This window comes from Rhodocytophaga aerolata (assembly GCF_030503435.1).
In the GTDB taxonomy this organism is placed as follows: domain Bacteria; phylum Bacteroidota; class Bacteroidia; order Cytophagales; family 172606-1; genus Rhodocytophaga; species Rhodocytophaga aerolata.
In genome coordinates, this window is sequence record NZ_JAUKPO010000007.1 from 54,153 (window position 1) to 77,037 (window position 22,885).

General features: G+C 42.8%; 15 protein-coding genes. 12 read left to right on the top strand and 3 right to left on the bottom strand.

The features are described 5' to 3' along the window. Positions 1 to 195: 195 nt before the first annotated feature. The 9 genes from Q0590_RS13980 (at position 196) to Q0590_RS14020 (ending at position 15,917) form a co-directional block, all read left to right on the top strand. Entirely contained in the window at positions 196 to 2,571 is a 2,376-nt protein-coding gene (locus Q0590_RS13980) for an ABC transporter permease (RefSeq protein WP_302038177.1), read from the top strand. Positions 2,572 to 2,760: 189 nt separating this feature from the next. After that, positions 2,761 to 5,205, top strand: a complete 2,445-nt coding sequence (locus Q0590_RS13985) for an ABC transporter permease (protein WP_302038178.1) — start codon at positions 2,761 to 2,763, stop codon at positions 5,203 to 5,205. A gap of 65 nt (positions 5,206 to 5,270) precedes the next feature. After that, on the top strand, positions 5,271 to 7,697 hold the full coding sequence (locus Q0590_RS13990; protein ID WP_302038179.1) for an ABC transporter permease: 2,427 nt from the start codon (positions 5,271 to 5,273) through the stop codon (positions 7,695 to 7,697). Positions 7,698 to 7,774: 77 nt separating this feature from the next. Then, entirely contained in the window at positions 7,775 to 10,150 is a 2,376-nt protein-coding gene (locus Q0590_RS13995; protein WP_302038180.1) for an ABC transporter permease, read from the top strand. Between the two features lie 139 nt (positions 10,151 to 10,289). Then, positions 10,290 to 12,677 carry an ABC transporter permease gene (locus Q0590_RS14000; RefSeq protein WP_302038181.1) on the top strand — a complete coding sequence of 796 codons (2,388 nt, stop codon included), beginning with the start codon at positions 10,290 to 10,292 and terminating at the stop codon, positions 12,675 to 12,677. A gap of 180 nt (positions 12,678 to 12,857) precedes the next feature. Beyond that, complete coding sequence (locus tag Q0590_RS14005) at positions 12,858 to 13,025, top strand: hypothetical protein (RefSeq protein WP_302038182.1); 168 nt, start codon at positions 12,858 to 12,860, stop codon at positions 13,023 to 13,025. Between the two features lie 127 nt (positions 13,026 to 13,152). Beyond that, positions 13,153 to 13,542, top strand: coding sequence for a rhodanese-like domain-containing protein (locus tag Q0590_RS14010; RefSeq protein ID WP_302038183.1), 390 nt, complete (start codon positions 13,153 to 13,155; stop codon positions 13,540 to 13,542). Positions 13,543 to 13,675: 133 nt separating this feature from the next. After that, positions 13,676 to 14,437 (top strand): EI24 domain-containing protein, encoded by a 762-nt coding sequence (locus tag Q0590_RS14015; RefSeq protein WP_302038184.1) that lies wholly within the window; start codon positions 13,676 to 13,678, stop codon positions 14,435 to 14,437. A 115-nt stretch (positions 14,438 to 14,552) separates the two neighbouring features. Then, the gene (locus tag Q0590_RS14020) at positions 14,553 to 15,917 is read left to right on the top strand and encodes an NAD-dependent succinate-semialdehyde dehydrogenase (protein ID WP_302038185.1); all 1,365 of its coding nucleotides are present in this window, start codon (positions 14,553 to 14,555) and stop codon (positions 15,915 to 15,917) included. Here Q0590_RS14020 and Q0590_RS14025 read toward each other — a convergent pair whose 3' ends face one another. Then, complete coding sequence (locus Q0590_RS14025; RefSeq protein WP_302038186.1) at positions 15,918 to 16,964, bottom strand: phosphotriesterase family protein; 1,047 nt, start codon at positions 16,962 to 16,964, stop codon at positions 15,918 to 15,920. It lies immediately after the preceding gene. A 118-nt stretch (positions 16,965 to 17,082) separates the two neighbouring features. On the opposite strand from Q0590_RS14025, the gene Q0590_RS14030 reads away from it, so the two are divergent. Together Q0590_RS14030 and Q0590_RS14035 are read left to right on the top strand one after the other, a co-directional pair. Beyond that, on the top strand, positions 17,083 to 19,710 hold the full coding sequence (locus tag Q0590_RS14030) for an MGH1-like glycoside hydrolase domain-containing protein (protein WP_302038187.1): 2,628 nt from the start codon (positions 17,083 to 17,085) through the stop codon (positions 19,708 to 19,710). 332 nt (positions 19,711 to 20,042) lie between these two features. Then, on the top strand, positions 20,043 to 20,318 hold the full coding sequence (locus Q0590_RS14035) for a hypothetical protein (RefSeq protein WP_302038188.1): 276 nt from the start codon (positions 20,043 to 20,045) through the stop codon (positions 20,316 to 20,318). Positions 20,319 to 20,401: 83 nt separating this feature from the next. Here Q0590_RS14035 and cdaA read toward each other — a convergent pair whose 3' ends face one another. Then, on the bottom strand, positions 20,402 to 21,259 hold the full coding sequence (gene cdaA / locus Q0590_RS14040) for a diadenylate cyclase CdaA (protein ID WP_302038189.1): 858 nt from the start codon (positions 21,257 to 21,259) through the stop codon (positions 20,402 to 20,404). A gap of 128 nt (positions 21,260 to 21,387) precedes the next feature. Beyond that, entirely contained in the window at positions 21,388 to 22,248 is an 861-nt protein-coding gene (gene folP / locus Q0590_RS14045; protein ID WP_302038190.1) for a dihydropteroate synthase, read from the bottom strand. An 82-nt stretch (positions 22,249 to 22,330) separates the two neighbouring features. Here folP and Q0590_RS14050 point away from each other — a divergent pair, with 82 nt between their 5' ends. Continuing rightward, positions 22,331 to 22,885 carry a DUF1599 domain-containing protein gene (locus Q0590_RS14050; RefSeq protein ID WP_302038191.1) on the top strand — a complete coding sequence of 185 codons (555 nt, stop codon included), beginning with the start codon at positions 22,331 to 22,333 and terminating at the stop codon, positions 22,883 to 22,885.

The window sequence follows — 22,885 nt, forward strand, 5'->3', positions numbered from 1 at the left end:
AGGTTAGCTGAATCAACGCTGATGTATCATCTTGATCTTGGTTAATAAGAACAGTGTGATTTCACTTTGGGCAGATATATAATTTTAGAAATACATCTTTAGTTGAAGTACGATAGGAAATACACAAAGCAATCAGTTTTTGTGCTATGCCTCTGTCCCATGCCATGGCAATAAATCACCTAAACACCTATACCTATGTTCAGAAACTATTTAACTATTGCGTTTAGAAGCATCCTACACCAGAAAGCATACAACCTGCTGAACCTTGCCGGATTGGCCATTGGCATTACCTGCGGCCTTATAATGGCTTTGCATGTACAGGAGGAATTGAGTTATGAAAAGGACTTTCCCGGATATGATAACATTTACCGGGTGCATGTAAAAGAGTGGGCAAAAAGTAGCCCTGTTTTAGCTGAAGAGATTGAAAAGTTTATGCCGGAAATTGAAGCCATTGGCCGCTTTGCTTATGCAGGGACACCAATAGTAGGTTACCAAAAAAACAACGCTGCTGAGAGCACTGGCTATTATGCCGATGCAGAGGTGCTGAAAGTTTTTGGCTTGAAGCTACTGCAAGGCAAATCTGACCAGTTGCTGACGGTACCTAATACCATAGTACTTACGCAACGTATGGCCCAGCGGTATTTTGGTAAGAAAGATCCGGTTGGCGAAGTACTGAACTTTGATAATAGTACTGAGTATACAGTAGTAGGCGTAATGGAAGATTTACCTAAAAATTCCCACCTAAAGTTTGACTTCCTGGTTTCCATGCCTACTTTTTATAAGCAACTGCCACCAGACTTATTGACTAACCGTGGTTGGATGGTGATGTATACCTATGCAAAGTTTGCCTCTGCCAGCCAGAAAACGAAAGCGCAGGAAAAGATGCCTGCTTTTATCGGGCATCACTACGCAGACTGGGACAATAAAGAGCAGATGATTGCCGAAGGAGCCCTGGCATTTCAGCCAGTAACAGATATTCACCTAAAATCGAATCTGGAGCAGGAAATGGGAGCTAATAGCAGTATTGCCTACATCTATATATTAGTGGCTGTGCAGATACTGGTACTGGTAATTGCCTGCGTCAACTTTATGAATTTGTTTACTACACAAACTATTAAACGCCTGAAGGAAGTAGGTATGCGAAAAATACTAGGAGCCAATAAAAGCCAATTGGTATTGCAATTCCTGACAGAAGCTTTCATTTTGGCTCTCTCATCTGTGGTACTTGCCATTGTGTTGTATCAGTTTGCGCTTCCAGTATACAATAGCATTACAAGTAAAAATTTAACTTGGGACGTACTTTTTACCGCAGATAATATTTTGCTGCTTATCAGTATCATGCTGTTTGTGTGGCTGTTTTCAGGGCTTTACCCAGCATTGTTTATTTCAGGCATTGAGCCGGTAAGTTCACTGAAAGCTACCAAAACTCCGCGTTCTTTTCCGGTAGTTATCCGCAAAAGCCTGGTTGTATTTCAGTTTGCCGTTTCTCTGTTTCTGATTACTGGTACCATCTTTATTTCCCAGCAAATGCATCTCTTGCGGAACAAAGAAATGGGTTTCGACAAAAACCAGGTGGTGTATATAAAGTTGTATGGAGACTTATATAAAAGCATGGTGGAAAAGCCCCAAACTTTTAAAAGTGAGTTTTTACGTAACCCTAATGTGCTCACCGTAGCTACAACTTCCAATTACATAGGCGACGATTTGAGTGTAGAGGGTATTACTCCACAAGGCACCAATGGGCAAGAATTTCCGTCGGTACGGGTTATGCGGACAGATGGTAATTATTTGAAGACGCTAAGTATTCCGGTGATAGCTGGCCGCGATTTCTCCACAGACTTCAATGATTCTGCTTCCGTAATTATTAACGAACAAGCTGTGAAAGATTTGCGGCTGGAAAATCCTATAGGAACAGTTTTACAAGGCCTGGTGGGTAACAGAACAGCGAAAGTAATTGGAGTAGCAAAAGATTTTCATTTTACCTCCCTGCACAACACCATTGAACCCTTAATTATAGAGTACCGGCCAGAGTTTACTGGTAGCTTGGTTGTCAAAATGCAGGCTGGTAAAACCAAAGAAACCTTAGCGTACTTGAGAAAGGCAACACAAACCATTGCTCCCGGCAGTCTATTTGTCTACAACTTTCTGGATGAAAAGCTAAATGAGCTGTATAAAACAGAAGATAGCTTAAGCACTATTTTGCAGATATTTTCGGTACTGGCCATCATTATTGCTTGCCTGGGATTATTTGGCTTAGCGGCTCATTCCATAGAAACACGCACGAAAGAAATAGGCATCCGCAAAGTATTAGGGGCAACGGTAACATGTATTGTCGCTTTATTTTCCAAAGACTTTATTAAACTGATAGGAATAGGATTTATTATTGCCATACCCCTTACCTTGTATGCTATACAACAGTGGCTACAGAACTTTGCTTACCAAATTGATATACAATGGTGGGTATTTGCCCTTTCTGGTTTACTAGTGTTAGTAATTGCTTTGCTCACCATCAGCTTTCAATCCATTAAAGCTGCCTTAGCCAATCCTATAAAGTCATTACGAAATGAGTAAACTAACTTTGTTCATTCTTTAATATGGGTTAAACAAATGTCCGGACTGGTACAAATACTGTACGTTTCCGGACATATTTATTGCTGCCTATATACTTGTAAGTATCCAAGTTATTTATTATGAGCTATTTATATATTAGGCTGACTTATTGCTCTTTGCTTCCCAACGTTCACTTATTGTTTTATAGTTATGCTCAAAAGCTACTTTGTAACTGCATACCGGTACTTAACCAGGCAGCCAGGCTATAGTCTGCTCAACATTACCGGACTTACGTTCGGGATGATTTGTTTTTTGCTTATTGCATTGTACGTAGTGGATGAACTAAGTTTTGACGCCTTTCACTCCGATGCGGACCGGATATACCGGGTAATAGAAACAAAAACCTCAGGCGATGGCAAGCAGACTAAAACAGGTACGGTGGCCTATAATATATCGGCGCAAGGAGAGAAAAATTTCCCTCAGATTGTGGCCAGCACCCGGGCGTTCGGAATGGGCCGAGCCAATATGCTAAACCCAGCCAATGACCATGTGTTTTATGACGACTTCTGGATGGGTGACAACAATTTTCTGCAAGTATTTGATTTTCCGCTGCTGGAAGGAGACCGGGCTACTGCCTTACAAGAACCCTACTCGGTAGTGATTACGGCTGAAATTGCGAAAAAATTGTTTGGTAATAAGTCAGCCATGGGAGGGCTCATACAAACGGAACGCTTTCCTACACCCTTTAAAGTAACAGGCGTGTTAAAAGAAATTCCGTCTAATTCGCATCTGCAATTGCGCCTGCTGTTTTCCGAAGCCACCATGCATTCCAACACGGAGTATGCCCAGTTCATTGCCAGTGACTGGACTGGTAATGGGTTTTTCACCTATATCAAAACAACAGAAGAGGCATCTATACCCAGCCTCACTGCCAACCTGAATAAGTTGGTTACATCCAATCGTACAGCGGAAAATGCAAACGGGAGAACCCTTACCTTGCAGCCACTCAAGGACATCCATTTCTATTCGGCAGATATTGAGAATACGCTAGGCAGAGCCGGAGATATTTTCTATGTCTATGTATTTTCCATTATCGGCGTATTTGTGCTGTTTATTGCCAGCATCAATTATATGAACCTGGCAACTGCCCGTTCGGCCGGTAGAGCAAAAGAAGTAGGAATCCGCAAGGTAGTAGGTGCTCAGCGAGGCAGTTTGATAGGCCAGTTCCTGACAGAGTCCTTATTGATTGCATTTATCTCCCTGATTTTTGCAGCGCTGGTGGTGCAATTTATATTGCCTGCCTTCAATGAATTTACAGAGAAAAAACTTGCGTTAAATTTTGCTACAGACGTGCGAATCTGGCTGGGCGTATTTGGCGCTACCTTGCTCATAGGCCTTATTTCCGGAAGTTATCCGGCCTTCTTTCTTTCCAGATACCGGCCTTATGAAGTGCTGAAAGGAAAGGTAGTAAATGAACGGGGCAATTTGAGTTTGCGCAGAGTATTGGTGGTAGGCCAGTTTACCCTCTCTATCACCATGATTATTGCCACTTTCCTGGTGTATGCCCAATTGCAATATGTGCGGCACAAGAACCTGGGGTTTGATAAAGAAAAGTTAGTGATCGTAGATATTAACAGTGGCAAAGTGAGGCAAAGTGCTCAAACCATTAAAGCAGAATATGCAAAGCTGGCACATGTAAAAGAAGTTTCTGTTACCTCGCGTGTACCCGGTGAATGGAAAAACCTGATGCAGGTGAAAGTAAAAAAAGAGGGAATCACCTCAGCAGAGGGCATGGATAGTTATTTTTTGGGAGTAGATGAGAATTTTATCCAAACCTATGAGATTGATCTGGTGCAAGGTAGAAACTTCAGTACAGCTGCTCCGGCAGATTCAACAGCTATTATATTGAATGAAACAGCAGCCAAGGCACTTGGCATACAGGAAGCTTCCGAACAACTCATAGAAATTCCGGCTATTAACAATGCAGGCAGCCCATCTCCTTTAGACCAACCTTTGAAAGTACGGGTAATTGGAATTGCTAAAGATTTTCATTTTCAATCGCTGCACCAGACGATTGCACCCATGATTCTGGCAAATGCTAAAAATCCTATCCAGTATATTGACTATTTTACCGTACGCCTTTCCGGAGCAGACCTTGCCAGTACCATTAGCCAGATGGAAGCTGTGTTACAGACTATTGATCCTTCCCATTTGTTCGAATATCATTTCCTCGACGAGCAACTGGATTTGTTTTATCAGGAAGATGTAAAGCGGGAAAAAATCTTTATTGCTTCTTCGGCAGCTACTATTTTTATTGCTTGCCTGGGCTTATTTGGTTTAGCGGCCTTCACGGCTCAGCAACGCACCAAGGAAATAGGTATCCGTAAAGTACTGGGAGCCTCGGTAGGGAATATTGTCACCTTGTTGTCTAAAGATTTTCTGACACTGGTAGCCATTGCCTTTATCCTGTCCATCCCTATTGCCTGGCTGGCGATGCATGGCTGGTTACAGAATTTTGCCTACCGGATTTCTATCAGTCCCTGGCTGTTTATATTGGCTGGTGTATTAGCCATATCGGTTGCCTTGCTTACCGTGAGTTTCCAGGCTATTAAAGCCGCCCTGGCCGATCCGGTGAAAAGCTTACGAAACGAGTAAGGATTCTAATTATTGATAAATGAACTTAGAGTAATGCTGATTACTCATTAGGTATTAGATAAAGTATGCTAAAAAACTATCTTACAGTCGCCCTACGTCACCTATGGAAAAACCGTATGTATTCGCTGCTAACCACTATTGGCTTGTCTGTAGGAATAGTGTATCTGTTATTGGCAGTACTTTATGCACAAGATGAATGGAGCTATGACCAGTTTCATGAAAAAAATCCGCATCTGTACCGTATCACGACGGCAATGGTAGAACATCGGGGCGATAAGCCTCAGGTTACCGGCGGCACCGGGCAGGTACAAGGCCCGGCTTTTAAAGCGCAGGTGCCCGAAATAGAGGAATATGTACGGGTAATGGGAGGCGACATTTTTGCGGATGTAAAGGGCAACAATAAAATCCTGAAATTGCAAACATTGTATGTAGATGATTCCTTTTTTAATGTATTTACCTTCAAACTTGTACATGGCAATCCTAAAACTGTATTGCAGGAAGTAAATGCAGTCGTGGTCACCGAACAAACGGCTCAACGGTTCTTTAACCGGACTGATGTAGTAGGTGAATTTTTGTATATGGATGCAGACCCCTCGGTAAAGAGAATTGGCAAGCCGCTGATTATTTCCGGTGTGGTACAAAACCCTCCTAAAAATTCATCTATTCAGTTTGATTTATTGCATCCTTTTCGCTTCATGCAGGTGTCTTTTGATGATACTAACTGGCTCAATGCCTATTTAGGAACATTTGTTGTTCTGCGTCCGGATGCCGATTTGCAAACAGTCACCCAAAAATTTAACCGTATTTATGAGCTGGAAGCAAAAGAACAACTTACCCAACGGCTAAGCGAGCAAGCCCTTAATCCCAGAATCAGTTATGGATTGCAGCGTATCACCGATATTCACCTAAAGCCATTATACCAAACTACCGGCAACCGGGAGGGAGGAATTGTACAGGGCAGTAGTCCGGTTTATGCCTATTTGTTTCTGGGTATTGCTTCATTTATTTTACTGATGGCAAGTATTAACTTTATAAATATCAGCCTTGCCGGTTCCCTCAAACGGGCCAAAGAGGTAGGCATCCGCAAAGTTACTGGTAGCAGTCAGGCTCAGATTATAGGTCAGTTTCTCATCGAATCATTTTTTCTGTGTCTGATAGCCTTTAGTCTGGCATGTATATGGTTACAAATAATGCTACCCGTTTTTAATGAATTATCCGGCAAACAGATCACCTTAGGAAAAGCATGGAACCTTGAATTAGCTGGTTATTTTGCTTGTATACTTCTTGTCAATTGTTTATTAACAGGGCTGTATCCATCTTATGTAGTATCTGGCTTTAAACCAATAGAAGCCCTATATAATAAACAAAAGCTGGGTGGACGGAGCTCATTCGGCCGCGGCTTGGTAGTGTTCCAGTTCATTTTATCCGTTACCATGGTTATTGTCTCTTTCGTATTTTACAGGCAAATGGACTATATCCGTACCAAAGATCTGGGTTATAATCCGCATCAGGTCATCCGTACACACATCAATGGCAACCGGGATTACAAGGCTATTCAACAATTTTTAAAAAATGAGGTATCCCGTGAGTCATCTATTACAGGTATCTCATTTGGCCAGGAATATGGCAGCCAGCTGACAGATACGAAAGTTGGCCACCAGGCACTCCTTAGCAGCTATCAGGCCATTGATGAAGCATACATCCCACTGTTAGGTATTAAAATTAAAGAAGGACGAAACTTCTCGAAGGATTTTCCAAGAGATAAACTGGAGAGTGCTATTGTTAATGAAGCCTTTGTACGGGCAACCGGATTAAAAAATCCTATCGGCGTAACTATTACCAGTGACCAGGTAGACAAACGAAACCTGACTATTATTGGTGTGGTGAAAGATTTTCATTTCGGCTCCTTGCGGGATCGGATTCAGCCTAGAGTATTATTTATGACACCTGGTGAAAGGGGCGGCATCTGGCTTAAAGTGGAGAAAAGCCGTCAACCAGAAGCCATCCAGGCTTTGGAAAAGATTTACCGGAAAGCCATGCCCGATGCATCCTACGAATATGGCTTTCTGGATGAATTGAATGCCCGCGAATACGAGCAGGAACAACGCTGGCAAAAGATAATAGGTTTTACTACCGGCGTTTCTATTGTTATTTGTTGCCTAGGGCTATTTGGGTTAATACACCTGGCGGCGCAACAGCTTACCAAAGAAATAGGTATCCGCAAAGTGTTAGGAGCCTCAGTCAGCCAGATTGCTACGCTGCTTTCCAAAGAATTTCTCCGGCTGGTACTGCTGGCGTTTGTCATTGCTATACCCATCTCCTGGTATGTCATGAATCAGTGGCTGCAAGACTTCGCTTACCGGATTGAAATTAGTTGGTGGGTTTTTGCCCTGTCTGGTGTGTTGGCTTTTACTATTGCCCTACTAACGGTGAGCTTCCAGGCTATTAAAGCCGCCCTGGCCGATCCGGTGAAAAGCTTACGCAATGAATAAGGATTACTGAGGAATAACTACTAAAGTATATACTACGCTAAGTAAGGATACCAAATCAGTCAATAACCATTACAGATATGCTGAAAAACTACCTAACTATTGCCTTGCGGAATCTGCTCCGGAACAAGGTGTATGCTATATTAAATATTGCTGGGTTGGCTTTAGGGGTGGCTTCGTGCCTGCTGCTTTTGCTGGTTGTCCGCAATGAGTTAGGCTATGATAACTTTCATTCAAAAGCCGACCGGATTTACCGGGTAACACTGAATGCGTTGGATTTCAATTCCAATGTTTCCCTGGCCGTAGCCCCAGCCATGCGCAATGATTTCAGTCAACTGGAGCAAATCACCCAGACTTTTTATCAGCGGGATGGCATGGTTGAGATCGGTGGCAACCGGTATAATGAAAAAAGCTTTGCCTATGCAGATGAACATTATTTCAACGTATTTGACTATGAATGGATAGCAGGCGACCGTAATACAGCTTTGCAGGAACCTAATACCGTTGTGCTTACCCAATCAATCGCAGCGAAGTATTTTGGTGATCAAAATCCCATAGGCCAAACCATCCGGCTCAATAACCAGTATGACTTGCAAGTGACTGGTCTTATCAAAGATGTACCCTCTAACACCCATTTTCCTTTTATCTTTCTGGCCTCCTGGAAAACCTTAGAGAAAAATTTCAAAAACGGGTTAACTAATTTCTGGAACATTCCCGGGGGGAGTTACTTATATATTCTGCTGCCGGAAAGCTATTCGGTAAAGCAACTGGAAGCAGGTATTAAACCGTTTCTTAAGAAGAATTGGGGCGAAGAGGTGGCAAAGTCTGCCAATATGCCTATTCAGCCTCTCCACAATATTCATTTCGATCAGCGGTATATAAACAATATTATTACCCCTACCGGCCGGGAAACCTTTTATGCACTGGCTGGCGTAGCCTTATTCATTATCATTACGGCTTGTATCAACTTTGTGAATCTGGCCACGGCACAAGCCATTAAACGTTCAAAAGAAGTGGGCGTGCGGAAAGTACTCGGCGCACAACGGGTAGAACTGATCTGGCAGTTTCTGGGCGAAGTTACGTTATTGGTGCTATTATCTGTGTTCATTGCTTTAGTAACCACCCGGTTGGCATTGCCTGCCATGAGCCAGTACCTGGATATTAACATCAGTGTATCACAGCTACTAGCCCCTTCTTTTATTGCCATTATTCTTACGCTTACCATTAGCATGATCTTACTTTCTGGTATATATCCGGCACTGGTACAATCAGGGTTTAGGCCGGCACTGGCATTGAAAAGCAAAATGGCAGCTCCCTCTTCTAAAGGCTTAACGCTGCGTAAAAGTCTGGTAGTTATTCAGTTCTGCATTTCGCAAATACTGATTATTGGCACTGTGGTAGTAGCCAGCCAGATGGATTTTTTCCGTAATCAAAACTTAGGCTTTAGCAAAGAAGCTGTTTTAACATTCGGGCTCCCGGGAGCCGACCAAAATAAACGCGATGTACTACGGACAGCATTATTGAGTTATCCTGGTGTACAGGAAATCAGCTTTGCTTCGGGTGCCCCGGCTTATAACAATAATTTCACCTCCTTTCAATCCAAAGAACTAGGACTAACGGAAGACGACGTAACAGAAGTAAAATTCGTAGACGAAAAGTATATGGGTATGTTTGGCTTTGAGCTGCTTGCCGGCAAAGCCATTACAGAAGCCAATAGAAAAGACAGCACCTTTAATATAGTCGTGAATGAAACCCTGATACATAAGCTGGGCATTACCGATCCGGGAGAGGCGATTGGCAAAACTATCACCATTAATGGAGATTTGACAGTGCCGATTATGGGCGTAGTACGTGATTTTCAGAGTGAATCGAAACACAAAAAAATACGGGCTTGTGTAATGGCCTATCTGCCAGATGCCTTTGGGCAGGTTAGTGTACGAATAGAGCCCAAACAAATGCGGCAAACTATACAAGCTATAGATAAATTATGGTCGGCTACTTTTCCGGAATACTTATTTGAATATGAGTTTCTAGATGAGCACATTGCCAGTATGTACAAACAGGAAGAACGGATGTATATGGCTTTTCAGTTGTTTTCTGCCATTGCCATATTCATTGGATGCCTGGGTTTATATGGCCTGGTATCTTTCATGGCCCTTCAAAAAACAAAAGAAATAGGTATCCGCAAAGTACTGGGAGCCTCCGTATGGAATATTGTCTACTTGTTTACCAGAGAATTTGCCGGATTAATTCTGATTTCTTTCCTGATAGCTGCGCCAATAGCGTATTATATGATGTATGCCTGGCTCCAGAATTTTGCCTATAGCATTAGTATTGGCTGGACTGTATTCCTGGTAGCTGTTCTGGCTTCCTTTATAATTGCCGCCCTTACGGTGAGTTACCGGTCTATAACTGCAGCTTTGGTAAATCCGGTGAAAAGTTTGAGGAGTGAATAAACCTGGTGCATACGGCAGAGAGCCTGGCAGGTAAATACATTTTATAAGTCCGGCTTTCTGCTAAGCTTGCCATTACGGTTCCGCAATTGATCAAACAAATAATCTGCGATTTAGTTAAGTTATTATTCCTCATAGTTTTATGCTGAAAAATTACCTGCAGATTGCCTGGAGAAATCTGCGCAAACAGAAATTTTACGCCTTTCTCAATATTACGGGTCTTACTTTAGGCCTTGCTTGTTGTTTGCTCATTGGTTTGTATATGCTGGATGCTACCAGTTACGATGCTTTTCATGAGAAAGCCGACCGGATCATGCTTTTTCAGCAGTGGGAAGGGCAGTCGGGCAGCGGCAATGGATTTGCCCCCAGATTAAAGGAGCAAATTTCCCAGATAGAAAAAACGGTGCGGTTAGCCGGAAACAATGCCTTGCTTGCCACGCCTACCACAGCGTATTATGAACCCTATTTCTATTTTGCTGACAGTACGGTTTTTGATGTGTTTACCTTTACATTCTTACAAGGAAATGCCTCCACAGCTCTACAATCGCCGTATGGCCTGGTTATTTCCCGGCGGATGGCTACCAAATATTTTCCTAACGAAAATCCTATTGGTAAAACCCTGAAGTTTGGTAATAAATATCCTTTAACTATTAGTGGTGTGATAGAGAACTTGCCTTCTAATTCGCATATGACGGTAGATTTTCTCTGCAACTATGTGCATGCAAAAGAATTAGCCGGCTTTATGCGTGAATCGTACTGGGAGGCTCCCGGCGCTACGTATTTGTTGCTTTCCGAAGGCAGTACGAAAGAGGATGTACTAGCCCAATTTCCGAACTTTATAAAAAACACCGGCGATCAGAATGCAGGTGTGTGGAAGTTAGGTGTAATTCCGCTACGGGATATTTACCTGAAAGCTACCTTAGACGGGCAGGTAAAGGCACAGCGGGCTATTGAATATGTCTATATTTTTGGCGCAGTAGGGCTGTTTATTCTGATTCTGGCTTGTTTTAACTACATCAACCTGACACTTGCCCGTTCTTCCAAGCGGGGTAAGGAAGTGGGAGTCCGCAAAGTGGCTGGGGCTACCCGTAGCCAGTTAGTATATCAGTTTTTAACAGAATCGGCCATGTTTACTGGCATTGCAGTGGTTCTGGCTTTGGCAATTGTGTACGTATTTTTGCCTTACTTTAATACTCTGGCCGAAAAAAATCTTTCTACAGGAATCCTTTATACGCCTTTCCGGATAGCCGTGCTGGCACTAACAGTGGTTTTGTTGAGTTTACTAACGGGTGTATATCCGGCGCTGGCTTTGTCTTCATTCAAACCCATACGTGTGCTGAAAAGCGATGTGGTGAAGGGGGTGAGTAATGGCCTTTTCCGAAAGGTCCTGGTAGTTACTCAATTTGCCGTATCCGTCATTATGATTGTAGCTACGGTGGTTGTGTGGAATCAGTTGGAGTACATAAATAACAAAAGTCTTGGATACGCGCAGGAACAAGTACTTACCATTTCTTTTAGAGATGTGCCGGAGAATAGCAAAGAAACATTTAAGAAAGAAGTAGAAAGCCTGGCAGCAGTACAATCGGCTACCATTTGTACAGGATTACCAGGCACTGGTGAGGCCAGAGGCGATAAGCTGGTGGCTGCATTTGTACCATCCGGAGCTGCTTCAGGAGGTATCATGCATATCAATACAGACCCTGGCTTTGCAGCTACCTTTGATATACAGGTAAAGGCCGGACGGAATTTTGATAATACCCGCCCCGCCGATAAAGAAGCATTTCTAGTAAATGAGGCGGCGATGAAGTATTTTGGGTGGGAGACAATAGAAGGGAAAAGAGTTGGCTACTATACCTACCAGTATACACCAGAGGGCGGCTATAAAGAAGTACCTGTTACTGGTGAAGTAATAGGCGTACTGGCAGATTATCACCATGCCGATTTAAAAAGCCTGATTATGCCCATGATCTTTTCCTATAATACAGCCTGGGCTAACAAAATGGCTATAAAAGTTAATACAACTGCATCGCTGAGTGAGACCGTGAAGGCGATAGAGAAAAAATGGAATGCCCTTTTCCCCGAACAGCCGTTTGAGTACCAGTTTCTGGACGATACCTTCCAGAAAGCCTACCTCGCTGAAATGAAAACGGGTCAGGTATTTAGCCTGTTTGCCTTGCTGGCTATTACTATTTCCTGTTTAGGCTTATTTGGTCTGGCTGCCTATACCGCCGAGCAACGGACTAAAGAAATAGGTATCCGCAAAGTCTTAGGCGCTTCTGTGAGCAATATTACTTCCCTGCTTTCCAAAGATTTTCTGCTACTGGTAGCCTTATCCACCGGTATTGCCTGGCCATTGGCCTGGTATGCCATGAGCAAATGGCTGGAGAATTTTGCTTATCACATTGATCTTAGCCCATGGATATTTATTGCATCCGGTGGAATAGCACTAGTTATTGCCTTGTTTACTGTCAGCTTTCAATCCATTAAAGCAGCCATAGCAAACCCAGTAAAAAGTCTGAGGAGCGAGTAATATGCATGCGTAAACTGGATTAGCAAATACATGAAATGCATCAATTCTTTTCTAATGCTGTACTAATTACAAGCTTACCACTTGCTGTTCAAGGCTATCATGCAAAATTTAAGATATTCCCCTTTTGGATATGTTGGTATAAAGTTATAAGTTTGCACCTCCAATTAAATTCTTAGTACCATGGGCGTCACTAGATTAAAAAGAAAAGAAAGAAAAAACAGAGCTATAGCTAATAATAAACAGTCGGCTATCAAAGACTTAATTAAAAAGCCTGTTATTAAAAATGTGGATATTGAAGCAATAAAGAAAGAATTTGCTGAGAAAGCTAAATCTGAGAAAAAGGCTTAATTTTACATATATATTCACTGGCAAAATTTAGGTGAGGGCAATAGCTTCACCTTTTTTTGTTTCTATATCGTAAAATATGTTATTTAATGTAATAGTACATCTATTAACAGACTAGTTACACTTTCGTATGAAAAATTATATTCATAGCATTTTTGTTTTCTTTTGGATAGCCATTACTCTACCTGCTTGCACCTCCGGAGAAAAGACAGCTTCAAGTCTGGAACCAAAAGTATTTGCCGAGCAGGTGAACCAGGGAATTGTGCTGGATGTACGTACAACGGAAGAGTTTACAGAAAGCCATTTACCAGATGCCCGGAACATAGACTATAAAAACGAAGCCTTTAAAGATTCTATCCAAACACTAGATAAAAGCAAACCTTATTACGTGTATTGCAAATCCGGCGTGCGATCCGGAAAGGCAGCTGAGATTATGCGGGAAATGGGATTTACCCGGGTGTATAATATGGAGGGAGGCATTGATGCCTGGAAGAAAGAAGGTATGCCACTCAATAACTAAGCAACTAATTTAATCGCACAATCGCCTTTGCAAGCCTGTTTGTGAAGGCGATTATTTTTTCATCGCATCTCATACAACAAAGTACGGGCATTTTTCAGTATATTAATCCATTAGCACCTAATTGCTCCTGTATATGCTTAAAGAAATAGGCCTAGGTTTTTCTACGTATTTTCAAGCACTTAGCTTTATTCAGGCAAACCGGCTTTGGAAATATGTGATTATCCCTGCTCTGCTTAATGTATTGCTGTTTGTAGGTGCTACTGTGCTGGTATGGCAATTTACAGGATTCATCAGCACTTGGATTATTGATATAACAAATCTAGATACAGTTTCTGGAGAGACAGGCAATGTACTGGAGTGGATTGTAAGTGCTCTGATAACAATCATCAGCTTTTTTATTTATTTTAAACTCTACCGCTATACGATCCTCTTTCTGTCTGCTCCGGCACTGGCCCTACTGGCGGAAAAAACCCAGGAAATTCTCACAGGAATTACTCATCCATTCAATAGTGCACAATTAATAAAGGATGTAGTAAGAGGCCTGGGCATTACCTTGAAGAACCTGATTAAAGAACTGGCTTTTACCATTCCATTGTATTTGCTGGCACTCATTCCTCTGATTACGCCTTTTGCAACTGTAGCCATTTTGCTCATAGAAAGCTATTTTGTAGGCTTCTCCATGATTGATTACCGCAATGAGTTCCGAAGATTATCCGCCAGAGAGAGTAACCGCATTATTAAAAAACACCGGGGGCTAGCAGTAGGCAATGGCCTGGCTTTTAACCTGCTTTTGTTACTACCAATAATAGGTGTATTACTTGCGCCACCCTTAGGTGCGGTAGCTGCCGGGCTTGCGTCTAATCAAGTATTAGATAAAGAACCAAATTTGCGGTGAAACTCTACGTTATACACGTATAAATGTTTGTTTCATATTGAATAGCTGGTGCCCCATATTACTAGCCAGTGTTTGTAAGAGGCACTTCAAAAACTCCAGTTTAACCAAATTAACCATGCCCATACAATCCATAAATCCCTATACGAATAAAGTAATCAAATCTTTTGAAGAAGATTCCGAAGATAAGGTAAACCAGGTTGTAGAGCTGGCTGGAGATACCTTCCGGTTCTGGAAAAAAACGACGTTTACCCACCGGAGCGAATTGATGCGGAAAACAGCTAAAATCTTGCGGGCGAAAGCACAGGTATTAGCTAAACTAATGGCTCAGGAAATGGGCAAGCCGCTAAAAGAAGGCATAGAAGAAATAAACAAATGTGCCCTTACCTGCGATTATTACGCAGATAATGCTGAAAAATTTCTCCAGGATGAAGTAATACAGGCTGAAGGCACAAAAAATCTACTTATCTATCAACCCATTGGAGCTATATTGGCTATTATGCCCTGGAATTTTCCCTTCTGGCAGGTATTCCGCTTTGCGGCTCCTACCCTGATGGCTGGTAATGTTGGGTTGTTAAAACATGCGTCTAATGTGCCGCAATGTGCCATGGCTATAGAATCTATCTTTCTGGAGGCAGGCTTTCCGCAAGGCGTATTCCAGACACTTCTGGTTGGTTCCGATAAGGTAGAAAAGCTGATTGCCCATGATTATGTACAAGCCGTTACCTTAACCGGGAGTGAAGCGGCGGGTTCTAAAGTAGCTGCGTTGGCTGGCAAGTATATAAAGAAATCGGTAATGGAACTGGGAGGCAGCGATCCTTTTATTGTTCTTCCCGATGCAGACCTTGATTATGCTGCCCAGATGGCTGTAAAAGGACGCATGATTAATACTGGCCAGAGTTGTATATGTGCCAAACGGTTTATTGTGTTTCAGAATGTAGCCGATAAGTTTACGCAACTGATGACCAATTATATGCTGAAATTGAAGATGGGCAACCCCCTAGAAGAAGGCGTAGATTATGGCCCTATGGCCCGTCAAGATCTGGCTAATGAACTGGTAGATCAGGTAAAACGCTCGGTAGATAAGGGAGCGGTTATTGTCACTGGGGGTGGCCGGCCGGTACGGGAAGGTGCTTTTTTCAACGCTACTATTCTGACCAATGTACGCCCTGGTACCCCTGCTTATGAAGAAGAAATGTTTGGTCCGGTGGCAGCTATTATTACCGTACGGGATGAAGAAGAAGCCATTGCAATTGCCAACGATTCCAGATATGGACTAGGCGGGTCAGTATGGACTAAAGACTTGAAGAAAGGCGAAGCCATCGCCAGAAAAATTGAGTCAGGCTTTGTTACAGTGAATGATATTGTAAAATCTGATCCCAGGTTGCCGTTTGGGGGTATTAAAAAATCTGGCTACGGCCGGGAACTGTCTCACCTGGGTATCCGGGAGTTTATGAATATTAAAACCCTGCGGATAAAGTAATTACGCTTTTCTTACCCGGATAGTAAACGCTTCCATCGGATTTTGGATAAGCAACTGGTCAATATCTTTTTGGCTGAATCCTTTTTGTTTCAGGGCCGGAAGAAATTCGGTAAACAACCGGTTGAATGGCTGGAACTTGCCGCCGTCTGGCTCACCTACATGGTACCAGCCGGCATCTTGTGACACCAGAACCCGGTCCAACAAATTTTGCTTTTTCAGGTGAGTGACCATTTCTACATGCCGGCCTTCGTTGTCCCAGCCTATGCCATCTAATGATATCCAGCCGCCCTGTTTGGCGGCTTTTACATGAAAAGACAGATCTTCTTCGGCCTGGGCATGCACCCATATCCAGGCACTGGGATGCACTTTTTCTGTTTTTAGCACCTCTAGTTCATCCATGGCTCCAGTGGCTTTTCCGGTATGTACGGCTATGGTAAGCCCGGTTTGCAGATGGGTCCGTGCAGCCGCCTGTATCAATTTCTGGTCAATAGCTGATAATTTGCCTTCATCTACGCCAATTTTAATAAAACCAGGCCGGATGCCAGTGCCCTCTATTCCTTGCTTAAATTCTTGTATCCACCGTTGTGCCAGCTGGTCTGCGGATTCGGTAAAGGCATGCGGAGGGAGACTTTCATCGTTGCGGGCACCATAATAACCGGTATTGGTCAGTATCTGCAATCCGCTGGCATCGGCCAGTTGCTTCAAAAGTAAAGGGTCACGGGCCAGGAAAGCAGGCGTACATTCTACCATTGTCTGGCAGCCCAGTTCTCTGGCTTGTTGCAGGTAAGGCAATACCTTGGTAAATACTTCTTCACGGTTGTAGCGGCTGGTACTCACTTTTTCGGCACCCACAAAATCAACCATTACATGCTCATGAATGAGAGATAATCCCATTTGCCGGGCAGGTATTTCACCATTCACCGTAATAATGTTTTTCTCTTTTTGCAAAAATGCAGATATTGGCAAGGATGCAGCCAAACATCCGGCAGCTAGAGATGTTTTAATGAAGTGGCGGCGATTCGGCATAAGGGTTTTCTGGTAAGTCATACACTTAATTTAAGGCATTTGTAGCAGGCATCAAACTCTTTACCAGGGTTTATCATCTCATTGAAAATAATTTACATACATACACCAGGCAGATCATCTGCAAACAACCTATTCCTTTATGACTCCTGAACACATACGGCTGGAAGAAAGCAACAAAGGCTTAAAAAAATGGAAACTCTTTGGCCCGTATCTGGCAGAACGGCAATGGGGCACCGTACGGGAAGACTACAGTGCCAATGGTGATGCCTGGAATTATATTACGCACGACAAGGCCAGAAGTAAAGCATACCGCTGGGGAGAAGATGGCATTGGTGGTATTTGTGACGATCGTCAGCTACTCTGTTTTGCTCTGGCTTTCTGGAATAAAAAAGATAGTATCATTAAAGAACGGATGTTTGGCCTTACCAATGGCGAAGCCAATCATGGCGAGGATGTAAAGGAGTATTATTACTATCTGGACAGCACACCTACGCATTCCTACATGAAAATGCTGTATAAGTATCCGCAGCAGGCTTTTCCCTATGAACAACTAGTACAGGAAAACCGCAGGCGCGGCAAGCAGGATGTGGAATACAACTTAGTAGATACCGGAATTTTCGAGGAGAATAAATACTTCGACATTTTTGTGGAATATGCCAAAGCAGATGTGCAGGATATTCTTATTCAGATAACCATACACAATAGGGGTACGGAAGAAGCTCTGCTGCATGTGTTGCCACATATCTGGTTCCGCAATACCTGGTCATGGGGCTACGATCCATATAAGCCCTCTATGTTTTTAACCAACCGGGATATTATTGATGTAAAACATGAGCTGTTAGGCGACATGTATCTGTATTGCGAAACGGCAGGTCAGGAGTTATTCTGTGAGAATGAAACAAATGCTGCCCGTTTGTATGGATTGCCTCAGGATCATGGGTATTATAAAGATGGCATCAATGACTACCTTGTACAAGGGCAGCATGGAGCCGTAAATCCTGAAAAACGGGGCACCAAAGCAGCTGTTAATTACGAATTAACTATTCGGGGTGGCCAGAGTACCACACTCAAATTACGGCTAACTAACAAAGTGCTAAAAAAGCCTTTCCGGGATTTTGATTTTATTTTTGCTACCTGCTTAAAAGAGGCAGATGATTTTTATGATAAGCTTCATGATAAAGTAACAGATGCTGATGAACGGAATGTGCAGCGGCAGGCATTAGCTGGTATGCTCTGGACCAAGCAATTTTATTATTACGATGTACCTCAATGGCTGAATGGCGACCCAACGATGCCTCCTCCGCCTCCCGACCGTAAAAAAGGGCGTAACAGCACCTGGTTCCATCTCAACAATGCGGATATTATTTCCATGCCCGATAAGTGGGAGTATCCCTGGTATGCTGCCTGGGATCTGGCTTTCCATTGCATTCCACTGGCCATGGTAGACCCGCATTTTGCCAAAGAACAATTAACCCTGCTTACCTGCGAGTGGTATATGCACCCCAATGGCCAGTTTCCTGCCTATGAGTGGAATTTTAGTGACGTAAATCCGCCGGTACATGCCTGGGCATCCTGGCGGGTATACCGGATGGAGCAGCGGATAAACAATGGCGTAGGAGATACGGTATTTCTGGAAGCCATCTTTCATAAACTCTTATTGAATTTTACCTGGTGGGTAAACAGAAAAGATAAAGATGGCAACAACATTTTTCAGGGGGGATTCCTTGGCCTGGATAACATAGGAGTATTCGACCGCAGTTCGGAGCTACCAACAGGTGGGCACATAGAACAAGCCGATGGCACCAGCTGGATGGCTATGTATTCGCTGAACCTGATGCGCATGGCGTTAGAACTGGCCAAAACCAACTCTATTTACCAGAATCTGGCTACTAAGTTTTTTGAACATTTCCTGTACATTGCCGGAGCTATGCGCAACATTGGTGAATTGGATTTTAGCTTGTGGGACGAAGAAGATGAGTTTTTCTACGATGTATTGCATTTGCCGTCTAATAAGCAGATAAGTCTGAAAGTGCGGTCTATGGTGGGCCTCGTACCGCTGTTTGCCGTGGAAGTACTGGACCACGACATATTTGAAGAGATGCCAGAGTTTACCACCAGGCTGAAATGGTTTCTGGAATACCGGCCCGATTTAGCGAATTTAATATCCAGATGGCTGGAGCCTGGGAAAGGGGAGCGTCACTTACTTTCCTTGTTGCGCGGCCACCGGATGAAACGCCTGCTCCGGCGGATGCTGGACGAAACAGAGTTCCTGTCAGAGTATGGGATACGGGCATTATCCAGGTATCATCTGGAGCACCCCTATGTGTTCAATAATAATGGCAGTTCGTTCACCGTAAAATATCAGCCAGGGGAATCGGATACGTATATGTTTGGAGGCAACTCCAACTGGCGGGGGCCGATCTGGTTTCCGGTGAATTATTTAATTATTGAATCACTGCAACGTTTCCACCAGTACTATGGAGATGATTTTAAGGTAGAATATCCGACACATTCCGGGAATTATTTAACTATCCATGATATTGCCGTAGAACTAGCCAAACGGTTATCCAGAATATTCCTCAAAGATGCTACTGGTAAGCGGCCTGTTTTCGCCAATGATCCCAAAGCCCAGAACGATCCGCACTTCCGGGATAATATTTTGTTTTACGAATATTTCCATGGAGACAATGGCAGTGGATTAGGCGCCTCCCACCAAACCGGCTGGACCGGCCTCATTGCAAGACTATTGCAAATGATCAAGGAGTAAAATGGATAGATAGTCTATCAATGTAATTCGACTGCTGCTTATCCTGGTTTTTTAACAAATTTAACAGCCATGCATCTCCACTTATCATTAATTCTTTTACTTTTTTCTGTGTTGACTCAAGCTGTTTTTGGGCAAACTAGTCCTATTTTCAGTTATGAAGGGAGGGGTTTGGATAGTATGGGTCTGGAAAAATTTCTTTATAAAAATATAATATACCCTTCTGCTCTTAGGGAAGATCAAACTAAGGCTGGCTTTATGGTAGGGATGATGTTTGAAGTTAGTAGCCGTGGTACTATAGATAGTATCTATATATATATGCAAGCAGTGATTCTTTGGCTACGGACGAAGTAAAACGGGTACTTAAATTATCAAATGGGCTTTGGTTGCCAAGCAGGTTAGAAGATGGCCGTACGGTTAAGAGTAAACCATTCATCATACCCATTATCTATGTGATAGAAGGGCGGGAAGGCGATGGAGAAGTACGGCAGCGATTTAAAGATTATTTTTCCACCTTGCCTCATTTATCAGAATTTTCAGATTGTAAAATAAATAACCGTTGCATTGTATATAAGCCGATAGAAATTGCAACTTATGAGCCACAGAAATAACCAGCAGGGAAAATGAGCCTGTATGGTAGTGTTTTACTGAAATAACACTTATTAACGGCCATTTATAGAAAACAGGCCATATCCTATGCCGTTTCCTTGGCATTGCGGACATCTTCTGGTTTCAGACGGACGGCTTCCTCTTCTTCTTTAGATTCCAGCAGGTATTGATTAAGCTTGTTGCGTAATTCCTGACCAGAAAGGTTATGCATAACCCGGCCATTTACCACCAGAGATATCTGGCCAGTTTCTTCCGACACTACCAGCACGACAGCATCGGTAATTTCGGTGAGGCCAATAGCTGCCCGGTGGCGCAAGCCGAAAGAGGCTGGCAACGCATCATTTTCAGAAACGGGTAATATACAGCGGGCAGCTTTTATACGGTTTTTCACGATAATTACGGCACCATCGTGCATCGGGCTATATTTATTGAAGATAGAGATTAACAAGCGTTTGGAAATAATTGCATCTAGTTCGTCGCCTGAGTCTGTATAAAATTTTAATTCCGAATCCCGGGCAAACACGATTAAAGCTCCGGTATTGGCTGCCGACATGGTTTTCGCTGCTTCTACAATTGGGGTAATGGAAATTTGTTTTTCAGACAAGGCGCGCCGCCAGGGAAAACTGAATAAATGTTCGTTATTAAAAACTGTACTTTTGCCAATTAATAAAAGAAACTTACGGATTTCCTGTTGAAATAAAATCAGGGCTGCAATAACACCTACACCCATAAACTGCCCAAGAATTGCGGTGAGCAATTCCATTTCAGCCGCTTTTACGATGAGATACGAAAGATAGATAGATAAGAAACCCAGGAAGACTTTTATGGCTACACTACCCCGCATAAGCTTATACAACTGGTAGAGCAGGTAAGTAACTAGAGAAATGTCTATCACATCCACCCAGGAGATCTGTAAAAAGCCTATGGAAAAAAGTAGCCTCATCCAGTTGTAATTTTATCTAGTAATCAAATGTACTTGCTTTTCAATTATCTTATCCGGCATTCAGATAGCCGGTAAAATATTGGGGTGAATGGTATGTATAACGTAATTGTTACCTTTCCACATATAGGTTAATCGTTATATGCCTGAAAAAGTTTTACCGTTTCTACCGCTTCCTTTACATCATGTACGCGCAAAATTGATGCCCCTTTTGTAAGTGCAAGCGTGTTTAACACAGTTGTGCCATTTAGGCTTTCACTCACCGGAATATTCAATTTTTTATAAATTAAAGATTTTCTGGAAAGCCCGGCTAATAGGGGTAATCCTAAAATCTGAAAGACCTCCATATTTTTCAACAGAAAATAATTCTGTTCAATCGCTTTGGCAAAGCCGAATCCTACATCCAGAATAATATCCTTTATGTTTGCCTGCCGCAGCTGGTAAACCTTCTGCTGAAAATAATCAATCAATTCCTTCAACAGATTTTCGTAGCTTGTTAATAATTTCATAGTCTGCGGTGTACCACGCATGTGCATTACTACATAGGGTACTTGCAAACTAGCTACTGTTTCAAACATACGGTCATCGAGTGAACCTCCGGAAATATCATTCACCAGACAAGCGCCAGCTTCTACTGATTGCCTGGCCACTTCTGCCCGGAAAGTGTCTATAGAAATATAGGTATCCGGAAATTGATGAAGGATAGCCTCAATAACAGGTAGAACCCGGTCTAGTTCTTCTTCAAGACTTATGGCTGATGCTCCCGGCCGCGACGAATACCCGCCTATATCTAGTATAGTTGCCCCATCCGTTATCATTTGTCCGGCTCGTTCTACGGCTGTTTCTACATTGCTGGCCCGGCTTCCTGCATAAAAGGAATCAGGAGTAATATTGAGAATACCCATTACCAGAGGTGCAGAAAGGTCTAGAAGATTACCGCGCAAACGAAGTGTACTATTGGTGCGAAAAACACTGTCTCGGGTATCGGGCATTACATTAGTCTACAATTTTTTCTGCGAACAATCAAATTTATGTAAATTTGAGCTCTTACTCACTACAAAATCACTAAAAGTTTTGGTTACGCAGACAGAAAAAGATTATCAGCATATCGTAAGTATATGTCAGGAGTTATTTGAGAAAAAAACCAAAGATTACGGCACATCCTGGCGAATACTACGGCTGCCTTCTATTACCGACCAGATCTTCATTAAAGCCCAGCGTATCCGCTCCATTCAGGAAAAAGGTAGTCAGAAAGTGGAAGATCCGATTGCTTCTGAATTTATTGGCATTATTAACTATTGCATTATCGCCTTAATTCAGATGCGCTTACCGGCAGATGCACCTCTGGATATGCCCTACGAAGATCTGAAGGAGTTATATGAAAAGGAAGCCAGCAATACCCTTTATTTGCTAATGAATAAAAACCACGATTATGGAGAAGCCTGGCGCGATATGCGTGTCAGTTCCATGACGGATATCATTTTGATGAAGCTTTTCCGCATTAAGCAAATAGAAGACAATAAGGGTAAAACACTGGTTTCGGAAGGCGTGGACGCCGGCTATCAGGATATTATTAATTATTCTGTGTTCTGCCTGATAAAAATGGGTTTAGGTAAAAAGGCAGAATGA